11 protein-coding genes and 1 pseudogene are annotated in these 10,263 nt (G+C 65.7%); 4 read left to right on the top strand and 8 right to left on the bottom strand.

The genetic code is table 11. The features are described from left to right. The 7 genes and pseudogenes from VOI29_RS18455 to cobA all read right to left on the bottom strand — a co-directional run. Positions 1 to 229 (bottom strand): annotated as a pseudogene (locus VOI29_RS18455) (hypothetical protein); the annotation flags it as partial. Between the two features lie 141 nt (positions 230 to 370). Continuing rightward, entirely contained in the window at positions 371 to 1,237 is an 867-nt protein-coding gene (locus VOI29_RS18450) for a ferredoxin--NADP reductase (RefSeq protein ID WP_323781986.1), read from the bottom strand. Between the two features lie 145 nt (positions 1,238 to 1,382). Then, entirely contained in the window at positions 1,383 to 1,778 is a 396-nt protein-coding gene (locus VOI29_RS18445) for a DUF934 domain-containing protein (RefSeq protein WP_323781984.1), read from the bottom strand. Between the two features lie 3 nt (positions 1,779 to 1,781). Continuing rightward, entirely contained in the window at positions 1,782 to 2,543 is a 762-nt protein-coding gene (locus VOI29_RS18440) for a phosphoadenylyl-sulfate reductase (protein WP_323781981.1), read from the bottom strand. Between the two features lie 3 nt (positions 2,544 to 2,546). Continuing rightward, on the bottom strand, positions 2,547 to 4,211 hold the full coding sequence (locus VOI29_RS18435; RefSeq protein WP_323781978.1) for a nitrite/sulfite reductase: 1,665 nt from the start codon (positions 4,209 to 4,211) through the stop codon (positions 2,547 to 2,549). After that, on the bottom strand, positions 4,204 to 4,512 hold the full coding sequence (locus VOI29_RS18430; RefSeq protein ID WP_323781975.1) for a DUF2849 domain-containing protein: 309 nt from the start codon (positions 4,510 to 4,512) through the stop codon (positions 4,204 to 4,206). The genes VOI29_RS18435 and VOI29_RS18430 overlap by 8 nt, the downstream gene beginning before the upstream one ends. After that, entirely contained in the window at positions 4,512 to 5,267 is a 756-nt protein-coding gene (gene cobA / locus VOI29_RS18425) for a uroporphyrinogen-III C-methyltransferase (protein WP_323781989.1), read from the bottom strand. The genes VOI29_RS18430 and cobA overlap by 1 nt, the downstream gene beginning before the upstream one ends. 210 nt (positions 5,268 to 5,477) lie before the next feature. Here cobA and VOI29_RS18420 point away from each other — a divergent pair, with 210 nt between their 5' ends. Continuing rightward, positions 5,478 to 5,957: an Lrp/AsnC family transcriptional regulator gene (locus VOI29_RS18420; protein WP_323781972.1), complete on the top strand. Its 480-nt coding sequence runs from the start codon at positions 5,478 to 5,480 to the stop codon at positions 5,955 to 5,957. 34 nt (positions 5,958 to 5,991) lie between these two features. Further along, positions 5,992 to 6,765: an alpha/beta hydrolase gene (locus tag VOI29_RS18415; RefSeq protein WP_323781970.1), complete on the top strand. Its 774-nt coding sequence runs from the start codon at positions 5,992 to 5,994 to the stop codon at positions 6,763 to 6,765. A gap of 31 nt (positions 6,766 to 6,796) precedes the next feature. Here the strand turns inward: VOI29_RS18415 and VOI29_RS18410 are convergent, their stop codons facing one another. Then, the gene (locus VOI29_RS18410) at positions 6,797 to 7,978 is read right to left on the bottom strand and encodes a cytochrome P450 (protein ID WP_323781968.1); all 1,182 of its coding nucleotides are present in this window, start codon (positions 7,976 to 7,978) and stop codon (positions 6,797 to 6,799) included. A 59-nt stretch (positions 7,979 to 8,037) separates the two neighbouring features. Between VOI29_RS18410 and VOI29_RS18405 the strand changes: the two genes are divergently transcribed. Both VOI29_RS18405 and VOI29_RS18400 read left to right on the top strand, forming a co-directional pair. Continuing rightward, a complete protein-coding gene (locus tag VOI29_RS18405; RefSeq protein ID WP_323781965.1) occupies positions 8,038 to 9,792 on the top strand; it encodes an ATP-binding protein in 1,755 nt (584 codons plus the stop codon). Continuing rightward, the coding region (locus VOI29_RS18400; RefSeq protein ID WP_323781962.1) for a sigma-54-dependent Fis family transcriptional regulator at positions 9,789 to 10,263 on the top strand (475 nt) is incomplete at its 3' end. The genes VOI29_RS18405 and VOI29_RS18400, both read left to right, overlap by 4 nt.

Below are 10,263 nucleotides of genomic sequence, written 5' to 3'. Positions count from 1 at the left end.
CTACCGGCGCTGCCCGGTCTACCAGGATCTGAGCGAAGATGTCGCCGGGGGCAATGGCGCGCGCATTATAGCGGGCCTTGACGCTGGCAATCCTTTCCTGAACCGAGGGCTGCACCTGGCCGGGACGGGCCTGAAACCCTGCAACCGCTGCCTTGACGCGGGCTTTGCCCGCCTCCGTTCTGACAGACTGGAAAACGGGCGGCTGCCCCGAGGTCAATTCGTTCTGCATTTCTTGCTGCTCCGTTCTGGATCTCAGCAACCGGAATACTGAAACATCCCCAACAAAAGATAAACGGGAGGCGGCAGCCTCCCGTCAAATCGGTGTCAGAAATGCGGCGGCCCGCAGCGGCCGCCTGGCGCCGGATCAGGATCAGTCCAGGAACGCCTTTTCAACCACGAAATGCGCCGGCTTCGAGTTGGCGCCCTCTTCGAGGCCGTAGGTGTTCTCGAACAGATCCTTGAGTTCGAGGTTGAAGGCCAGGTTGCCGCAGATCATCGCGCGGTCGCTTTCGGGGTTCAGCGGCGCCACGCCAAGCTCGGCAAAGGCCTCGCCCGAGCGCATCAGGTCGGTGATGCGGCCCATCTTGGGGCTCTCTTCGCGGGTGGTGGTCGGGTAGTATTTGATCTTTTTCCAGAAGCCTTCGCCGATCACCTCATTGAGCAGCGCGTCGTCCTTCAGGCTCTCGATCAGTTCGCGGCCATAGGTCAGCTCGCCGGCGGTGCGGCAGGTGTGGGTGATCACCACCTCGTCGTAATCCTCGTAGGTCTGCGGCTCGCGCAGCAGCGAGGCAAAGGGCGCAAAGCCGGTGCCGGTGGCAAAGAACCAGATCCGCTTGCCGGGCAGCAGCGCGTCATGCACCAGGGTGCCGACCGGCTTGGGGCGCAGGATGATCTCGTCGCCCGGCTGGATGTGCTGCAGGCGCGAGGTCAGCGGGCCGTCCTCGACTTTGATCGAGTAGAACTCCATTTCCTCGTCCCAGCTGGGCGAGGCGATGGAATAGGCGCGCAGCAGGGGTTTCACCTTGCCGGTCTTGGGGTCGGGGTCGTTCATCAGGCCGATCATCACGAACTCGCCCGAGCGGAACCGCAGCGAGGCCGGGCGGGTCACCTTGAAGGAGAACAGCTTGTCGGTCCAGTGCTTCACTTCGGTCACGGTCTGGGCGTCGGGCAGGGCCGGCTTGGCCTTTTCGGGCGCAGCATTGGTCGCAATGTCGGTCACGGGTGTCATCTCATTCATCACTTGCACTGCCGGAGGAGTAGCCGGCACCTCTGATTAATCGTTGATCCAGGTCAGGAAAACCCCCTGTTTTGCGAAACCGGTCCCGCGCAGGACGCAACGGAACCGGTCTGGCACAGGTTTTCCCGGGCGCGGGAGGGCCGGTTCAGCGGGCCGCGGTGCTGCCGCGCAGGCGGGCCTGATAGCTGTGGTCCTGCCAGTTGGCGCGGGCCAGCCATTGGTCCTCGGGCTGGCGGGCGGCCAGGTCGTCGGACAGCTCCACCTCGTCAAAGCCGGAGCGGCGCGCCATCGCATACTGATCGGCGATCACATGGCCAAAGGCGCGCAGGCGGCCCTGATAGCCTTTCAGCCGCAGCTGGCGCGCCAGGGTGAAGCCGCGGCCGTCGGCAAAGCTGGGAAAGCTGATCCGCACCAGGTCCACCCCGTCCAGCGCCACATCATTGAGGCTGGCATCCGACTGCAGCTCAAGCACGCTGCTGCCGTCAAAACCGCCGGTCCAATCGTCCTGGGCAAAGCCCGTGTCCGTCACGATAACAGTCATCGTTCAAGCTCCTGTTCGTACCATTTGGCCATCCACCACGTGGATGCCGCATTCTTCTTTGTTTTCGCCGCGCCAGCGGCCGGCCCTTGGGTCTTCGCCGTCCTTCACCGGGCTGGTGCAGGGGGCGCAGCCGATCGACGGGTAGCCCTTGGCCACCAGCGGATGGCGGGGCAGGCGGTTTTCGTCCATATAGGCGCGCACGTCTTCCGGCGCCCAATGGGCCAGCGGGTTGATCTTGAGCCGCCCGGTGCCGTCCTCGACCTCAAAGAAATCAAGCGCGGCGCGGGTGCCGGACTGGAACCGCTTGCGGCCGGTGATCCAGCCGTCATAGCCGTCCAGCGCCTTTTGCAGCGGCACCGTCTTGCGCAGGGTGCAGCAGGCGTCCTTGTCGCTGAATTTCAAGGCCCCGTAGGGATCCTTTTCGGCGATGTCATCGGCGCGGATGATGCGCACGTTGCGCAGGCCCAGCCGCTCGCTCACCTCCTGCTGGTACAGCAGGGTTTCGGTGAACAGCAGTTCGGTGTCGACAAAGACAACCGGAGTCATCGGATCGATGATCGCGGCCATGTGCAACAGCACCACGGATTCCGCGCCGAAAGAGGAGACCAGGGCGATATGCCCTGCGTCCGTGAGTGCGCCCTCCATCACCGAGGTGGCCGAATGATGGCGGAAGCGCGCATTCAGCGCCTCCGCCTTGGCGGCCAGCTCCCGGTCGCGGGCGGGGTTGCCCCCCCCGGCGGGCTTGTTTCCGGCTGTGTCGAACATGGGTCAGGCGACCTTTTTCTGGGCCTCGGGATAAAGCGCTGCCTTGAAGGGCTCCATGCCGATCCGGTTGTAAGTCTCGAGGAAGGTCTCCTCGGCGCCTTCACGCCGGGCCATGTAGACCTCGACGATGCGCTCCACCGCAGGCACGATTTCGTCATAGGCAAAGCCGGGCCCGGTGCGGGTGCCGATGGCCGCCGTCTCGGTGGCGTCGCCGCCCAGGGTGATCTGGTAGTTCTCCACCCCGGCGCGGTCCAGGCCAAGAATGCCGATATGGGCAACATGGTGATGGCCGCAGGCGTTGATGCAGCCCGAGATCTTGATCTGCAGATGGCCGATGTCGTGCTCCATCTTCAACTCGTCGAAACGGGTTGCGATCTCCTGTGCCACCGGGATCGAGCGGGCGGTTGCCAGCGCGCAGTAATCCATGCCGGGGCAGGCGATGATGTCCGAGATCAGGCCGACGTTGGCGGTGGCAAGCCCGTGTGCCTTCAGCTTGGCGTGGAGTGCCGGCAGGTCGTTCTTGTGGACATGCGGCAGGATCACGTTCTGCTGGTGGCTGATGCGCAGCTCGTCATAGGCGTATTGCTCGCCCAGATCCGCCATCAGCCGCATCTGCCCGGCGCTGGCGTCGCCCGGGGTTGCGCCGTGCGCCTTGATCGAGATGGTGACGATGGCGTGGCCCTCGGCGCGGTGCGCGGCCAGGTTGGTGTCGGCCCAGGCGCGGAACACCGGGTCGTTTGAATAGGCGGCATCGAAGGCTTCGGTGGAACCGGAACGGAACTCCGGCGCCTTGAAATGCGTCTTGATCTCTTCCAGCAGCTGCTGGTCGGTGCCGTCGTACTGGCCGCGGATCGCCATGAAGGCTTCCTCGGTCATCGCGCGGTAGGTGTCGATGCCGTTCTCTGAGACGGTGATCTTGATGCGCGCCTTGTATTTGTTGTCGCGCCGTCCCAGCACGTTGTAGACGGTCAGAACCGACTCCAGATAGGGCAGCAGATCCGCCTGCGGCAGGAATTCGCGCAGCACCTGGCCGATCATCGGGGTGCGGCCCAGGCCGCCGCCGACGATGACCTTGAAGCCGGTCTTGCCGTTCTGTTCCACCACCTGCAGGCCGACGTCATGCGCCTTGATCACGGCGCGGTCGTTGGGGCTGCCGGTGATGGCGATCTTGAACTTGCGGCCCAGGAACTGGAATTCCGGGTGGTCGGTGGACCACTGGCGGATCAGCTCGGCATAGGGGCGGGGATCGGTCAGCTCATCCTTGGCGGCACCGGCGAAATGGTCGGCGGTGGTATTGCGGATGGTGTTGCCCGAGGTCTGGATGGCGTGCAGCCCCACTTCACCCAGCGCGTCCAGCATATCCGGAATGTCGCGCAGTTTCGGCCAGTTGTACTGGATGTTCTGGCGGGTGGTGAAATGGCCGTAGCCCTTGTCCCACTTCTCGGCCAGCAGCGCCAGGGTGCGCATCTGGGCGGAATTCAGGGTGCCATAGGGCACCGCGACCCGCAGCATATAGGCGTGCAGCTGCAGGTAGACACCGTTCATCAGGCGCAGCGGCTTGAACTCGTCCTCGGTGAGGGAGCCGTCGATGCGGCGCTCGACCTGGGCGCGGAACTGGGCGTTGCGTTCCGCCAGGAAGGCGTCGTCGAACTCGTTGTACTTATACATTGGCTTCGGCCTCCTGTTTGCCGTGGAAGTAGTTCGAGGGGCCGGTGCGGCGGAAATCCTCGCGGAAATGGGTCGGCTCGGGGCCGTTGGGGCCTGCCTTGGCGTCGGCCAGATAGGCGCCGACGATCCGGATGTTCTGCTTTTCCGCGTCCAGCAGGCGCAGCTGGGCGTCGGCCTCGTCGGTGATCAGCTCAGCCTCGGACAGGTTGCGGGTCCAGGTGTTGGCGGCGGTGAAATAGATCACGTCGCCTTCCAGCAGGTCGTTGGCGGTGATGACTTTGGGCGTAAAAGGGCGGGCCATTATGCAAGCTCCGTTTTGAGGTCGTTCAGGGCGGCGGCCGCCTGGCGCGGCGCAAGGCCCAGGAGTGTGAGGGCAGGGCCGTCGAACCCGGCCGCATCCAGGTCGGCGGGCAGGCGGTCCAGGTTGGTTTCCAGCACCCGCTGTTCGGGGCGGGAGGCGTTTTCAATAATCGTCACCGGCGTGGCGCGGTCCGCCCCGTGCATGATCAGGCGGCCCTGCACGAACCGGGCGGATTTCTTGCCCATGTAGACCGCGGCAACCTCGCCCGGGCGCGCCAGGGCGGCCCAGTCGTGATCGGCAAAGCCGCTCATCGCGTGGCCGGTGAGAAACCGCACCGAGGTGTTGCGGCCGCGCTGGGTCAGGCTTTGGCCGATGGCGGCAACGGCGGCGGAGGCCGCGGTGATGCCGGGGAGGATGGTATAGGCGATGCCGGCGTCTTCGCAGGCGGTCAGCTCTTCATCCAGGCGGGCAAAGATCGTGGGATCGCCGGCCTTCAGCCGCAGCACCTTGCGGCCTGCCTTGGCATGGGCCACCAGCCGCGCGTTGATCCGGTCCTGGCTGACCTGCGGGCCAAAACCCTCCTTGCCGACGTTTTCCAGCACCGCTTGCGGCCCGGCCAGCGCGATGATTTCATCGCTGACCAGACGGTCATGGAGAATGACATCGGCCTGCTGCAGCGCGCGCAGGGTTTTGACGGTCAGAAGATCCGCATCGCCGGGGCCTGAGCCTGCAAAGACAACCTGGCCCGCAGCCATACAGCACATGCTGCCGCGGCTGTGAGCGGTGGCATTGGCAGCATGTGTGGTCTGTGCAGGCATCTTGGCGGCCTCTCCGGTGTGTTTGACTTGAGGGTAGATATAGGAAATATTCCCGGTATTGCGCTATATGCTTGCGGAAATAAGAACGCTGGTTTTGCCGCGATGAGGCAGCGGGCCGATTGGTCCTCACAAAAGGAGAAAACAGGAATGACGGTGCGGATCGACGCCACTGACCGGAAAATTCTGGCTGAACTGCAGCGCGACGCGAGCCAGTCGCTGGATGAAATCGCCCGCCAGGTGGGGTCCTCCAAGACCCCGGTATGGAATCGGATCCGCAAGCTGAAGGACGCCGGTGTGATTGGCCAGCAGACGGTGCTGCTGGATGCCGAGGCGCTGGGATTCGAGGCCTGTTTCTTTGTCCTGATCCGCACCTCGGAGCATGAGGCGGATTGGCAGGCGAAGTTCCTGCAGGCGCTGCGCGACCGCCCCGAGGTGCAGGAAGCGCACCGGCTGGCGGGCGATATCGACTATATCCTCAAGGTGCGGGTGCAGAATGCCCGCGCCTATGATGTCTTCTACCAGGCGCTGATCGCCGAGGTCCGGGTGCATAATGTGACCGCGCTGTTGTCGATGGAGGAGATCAAATCGACAACCATGTTGCCGCTTTCTGACAACAGCGGCGCATAAACAGGCGCCGGAACAGGCAATTGGAGGCAGCGGCATGCACGCGCAGAACAGAAAAATCATCACGGAGGGCGCGGCCCTTCATGTGCAGGAGCAGGGCGACCCGGCGGGGCCGCCGCTGCTGTTCCTGCACGGGGGCGGCGGCAGCCTGCAGGATCTTGCAGGCCTGCTGCCGTATTTCGGCGGTTACCGCTGCGTGCTGATGGACAGCCGCGGGCATGGGGGGTCTGCCTTGGGGGACTTGCCGCTGACCTATCCGCAGCTGGCGCGGGACGCCGAGGCGGTCATCGCCGCCTGCGGGCTGGAGGCGCCGGTGCTGGTCGGCTACAGCGACGGCGGTATCGCGGCACTGCATGCAGCGGCGGCAGGGCGTGTGCGGCTGGGCGGCATCGTGACGATGGCGGCCAATGGATCGCCCCCTTCGGCGCAGGTGATCGAGACGATTTATGCCACCGTCACGGCTTCCGGCTGGCGCGAAATGTTTCCGGTGAGCAGCGCTCTTTACGACCGGATCAACCCGGCGCCGGATCTGGAGCGTCTGCTGAGCGAGCTGGGCAAGCTGTGGTGCAACACGGATCCCGGAAACTATCCGGATGCCGCCAGGCTGGCACGCATCAGCTGCCCGGCGCTGGTGCTGGGGGGGGATTCCGACCGGCTGGTGCCGCGGGCCGAGACACTTGCCCTGGCCGAGGGCATCGCCGGTGCCGCGCTGGGGCTGCTGCCCTTTGCCGGCCACGATTTCCCGGAAACCGCGCCAAAGGCCACCGCCGCTGCCGTGCAGCAGTTTCTTGCGCAGCTGCCCCAGACTTGACCCAGACTTGACCCAGGCTCGCGCTGCTGCTTCAGACTGTGACCAGCAGCCGGGTCAGGCCATGGAAATGGTAGGTATTGGAGTATTCCGGTTCGGCTGCCAGCCTCAGATCCGGGCAGCGCCCGAACAGGATCGGCAGGGCAATCTGCATCTCCAGCCGCGCCAGCGGTGCGCCGACGCAGAAATGCAGCCCGCCGCCAAAGCTCTTGTTCACTTTCGGCGGCCGTGACGGGTCAAACACCTCTGGCCGGTCCAGCGCCGATGGGTCGCGGTTGGCGGCGGCCAGCAGCAATGCCACCTGATCGCCGCGCCGGAAGGTATGGCCGAACACCTCGGCCTCCTCATAGGCATAGCGGGTGAACATATGCAGCGGCGGATCAAAGCGCAGGATTTCCTCCACCAGCCCGTCGATGCCGTCCGGCGCCAGCCAGTCCGGCTGCCAGCCCTGCTGCAGCATCGTTTTCACCCCGTTGCCCAGCGAATGCACGGTGGCTTCATGGCCCGCGTTCAGCAGCAGGATGCAGGTGCCGATCAGCTCATCCGTTGACAGTTTGTCGCCTTCCTCCTCGGCGGCGATCAGCCGGGTGATCAGGTCGTCGCGGGGATCGTTGCGGCGCTTGCCGATATAGCCGCGCAGGAAATCGGTGAACGCCTGTGCGGCTTCTGCAGCGGCGTGCTCTGTCGTTTCGCTGCGCGACGCCTGATACATCGCCACCATCCTGTGCGACCAGTCCAGCAGCTGCGGCGCCATCTCTTCCGGCACCCCCAGCAGGCGGCAGATGGCGATCACCGGCACCTGGGTGCAATAGGCGTCCAGCAGATCGAAAGGCGCCGCGGGGAATTCATCGATCAACCGGTGGCACAGATCCTCAAGACCTGGCTGCAGCGCCGCGATTTCGCGCGAGGTGAAGGCGCGCAGCACCAGGCGGCGCAGGCGGGTGTGGCGGGGCGGTTCTGCGTCCAGCATCGAGTGCGCCTCAACCGCCAGGAAGGGGGCGAGATGGGCGGCGCCGTCCTTGTGCATCTCTTCCGGCACTTCGCGGCCGAAGCGGCGGTCGCGCAGCAGCATATGCACGGCGGAATGGCCAAAGGCGGCCGCCATGCCGTAATCCTGCCAATGGTGCAGCTGGCCCTGCTCCCGGGCGGCGGCATAAAACGGGTAGGGGTCCTGCACAAAGGCGGGGCCGGTGGGGGATTGGGTCAAGGTTTTCATATGCCGGATTTTGCCGGCATGGCTGGCCAATGCAAGGGGGCGGCTGATAACGTGCGGCCATGAAGACACAAAACTATCTTCGCTGGAGCCTGCCTGCCGGGTTTTTGCTGGCGGTGGCGGCGCTGGCGCTGGCGGTCTGGTCTTATGGCTACCGCCAGGCGCTGGACAGCCTGGCCGAGCGCAGTGCGGCGGATCTGGCGCTGGCGTCGGACCGGGTCAGCACCCAGTTGCAGGTCTATCAGGAATTGGCGGTGCTGACAGCGGAACACCCGGCGCTGGCGGACCTGTCTGCGCCGGACCTGCGTGCGCAGGCGGCAGAGCTGCTGCGGTCGGTCGCGGATAAAACCGCGGCGCTGGATGTGTTTTTTGCCGCTGCAGACGGGACCGTGCTGGCGGCTGGAGACGGGGTGGCGGCGGCCGGCGTGGCCCGGCAGGGCTATTTTACCCGTGCCATGCAGGGGGCTCTGGGCACTGGCCACGGCGTGCTGCAGCCGGGTGCCAAGCGGGCTTATTTCTATGCCGCCCCGGCCTTTGGGCCCGACGGGCGGGTGCGCGGCGCTTTGGTGGTGGTGGCCGATGTGGCGGATGTGGAGCAGACCTGGCGCGGCTCGCTGCCGGCGGTGTTCTTTACCAATGCAACCGGCGAGGTGTTCATTGCCAACCGCTCGGAACTGCTGTTCTGGCAGCGCGGCGGCGCCGAACCGGCCGCCGGCAAGCCGCTGGTGACCGGCAAACGCCTGCACGCCGGCCATGAGATCTGGTCGCTGCGGGGCAGTGCCTATCTGCCGCAGCAGGCGCTGCACCTGTCGGTGCAGCTGCCGGTGATCGGCATGACCGGCGAGATTCTGGTGGATGTGGCGCCGGCCCGGCGGATTGCGGCGCTGCAGGCGGCGGCGCTGGCAGCGGTGTGCCTGGCGTTCGGCGCCATGCTGTTCTTCGTGATGGAGCGCCGCCGCACCCTGGCCGAGGCCAATGCGGTGCTGGAAAGCCGGGTGGCGCAGCGCACCGAGGCCTTGTCGCTGGCCAATGACCAGCTGCGCCGGGAGGTGCGGGAGCGCGAGGAGGCCGAGGCGGCGCTGAAACGCGCCCAGCAGGATCTGGTGCAGGCGGGCAAACTGTCGGCGCTGGGGCAGATGTCGGCGGGGATCAGCCACGAGCTGAACCAGCCCTTGATGGCGATCCAGCAGTATGCCGAGAACGGCACCGCCTTTCTGCAGCGCGGCAAGGCGGAGCGCACCGGCGAGAATCTGGGGCGGATCGCCGATATGGCGGCGCGGATGGCGCGGATCATCAAGAACCTGCGCGCCTTTGCCCGCAACGAGAGCGAGCCGATGGGCCGGGTGGATCTGCTGCAGGTGATCGATACCGCGGTGGAGCTGACTGCGCCGCGGCTGAAGGCGGATCAGGTGGCGCTGCGCTGGGACCGGGGGCGCCGCGCGGATCCGGTTCTGGCCTGGGGCGGCGAGGTGCGGCTGACGCAGGTGTTTGTCAATCTGATCAACAACGCGGCGGATGCGATGCAGGGGCAGCCGGAGAAGATGATCGCGGTCTCGGTCGAGACCGGCCCGCGGCTGCAGGTGCGGGTGCAGGACAGCGGTCCCGGCATCCGGGAACCGGAGAAGATGTTCGATCCCTTTTATTCCACCAAGGCGGTTGGCAGCTCCGAAGGGCTGGGGCTGGGGCTGTCGATCTCCTACGGGCTGGTGCAGAGCTTTGGCGGCAATATCCGCGGCACCAACACCGGCGGCGGCGCAATGTTCACTGTCGAGCTGGCGCCTTGGCGGGGCGCTGAGCAGACGGAAGATGCCGCATGACCCGCAAGGTGCTGCTGGTGGACGACGATGCGGCGGTGCGCGAGGCGCTGGCGCAGACGCTGGAGCTGAACGATCTGGAGGTCATTGTCTGCGGCTCCTTTGTGGCGGCCAAGGATCATATCGCGGCGGGGTTTGACGGCATCATCGTGTCGGATATCCGGATGCCGGGGCGGGACGGGTTTCACCTGCTGGATTATGCGCGGGGGGCCGATGACGAGCTGCCGGTGGTGCTGCTGACCGGCGAGGGCGACATTCCGATGGCGGTGAAGGCAATGTCGCGGGGCGCCTTTGATTTTCTTGAAAAACCCTGCGCCGCCGCCGATTTCCTGCCGGTGCTGGAGCGCGCTTTGAAAACCCGCGCCCTGGTGCTGGAGAACCGGCGGCTGAAGCGGCAGCTGGAAACCGGCGATCCGGCCGCGCGGCTGTTGTTCGGCAGCTCGCCCCAGGCTGAGGAACTGCGGCGGCGGGTGC

Origin of the sequence: Leisingera sp. (assembly GCF_034669605.1) — a bacterium.
Lineage (GTDB): Bacteria > Pseudomonadota > Alphaproteobacteria > Rhodobacterales > Rhodobacteraceae > Leisingera.
Note: the sequence above shows the minus strand (reverse complement) of the source record. Positions and strands in the feature narration are given on the sequence as shown.

Coding starts and splice junctions, on each gene's coding strand:
- VOI29_RS18415 (WP_323781970.1), top strand. CDS start 5,992: ATGCACGCGCAGAACAGAAAAATCATCACGGAGGGCGCGGCCCTTCAT.
- VOI29_RS18435 (WP_323781978.1), bottom strand. CDS start 4,211: ATGTATAAGTACAACGAGTTCGACGACGCCTTCCTGGCGGAACGCAAC.
- VOI29_RS18410 (WP_323781968.1), bottom strand. CDS start 7,978: ATGAAAACCTTGACCCAATCCCCCACCGGCCCCGCCTTTGTGCAGGAC.
- VOI29_RS18420 (WP_323781972.1), top strand. CDS start 5,478: ATGACGGTGCGGATCGACGCCACTGACCGGAAAATTCTGGCTGAACTG.
- cobA (WP_323781989.1), bottom strand. CDS start 5,267: ATGGCTGCGGGCCAGGTTGTCTTTGCAGGCTCAGGCCCCGGCGATGCG.
- VOI29_RS18445 (WP_323781984.1), bottom strand. CDS start 1,778: ATGACTGTTATCGTGACGGACACGGGCTTTGCCCAGGACGATTGGACC.
- VOI29_RS18405 (WP_323781965.1), top strand. CDS start 8,038: ATGAAGACACAAAACTATCTTCGCTGGAGCCTGCCTGCCGGGTTTTTG.
- VOI29_RS18450 (WP_323781986.1), bottom strand. CDS start 1,237: ATGAATGAGATGACACCCGTGACCGACATTGCGACCAATGCTGCGCCC.
- VOI29_RS18430 (WP_323781975.1), bottom strand. CDS start 4,512: ATGGCCCGCCCTTTTACGCCCAAAGTCATCACCGCCAACGACCTGCTG.
- VOI29_RS18440 (WP_323781981.1), bottom strand. CDS start 2,543: ATGTTCGACACAGCCGGAAACAAGCCCGCCGGGGGGGGCAACCCCGCC.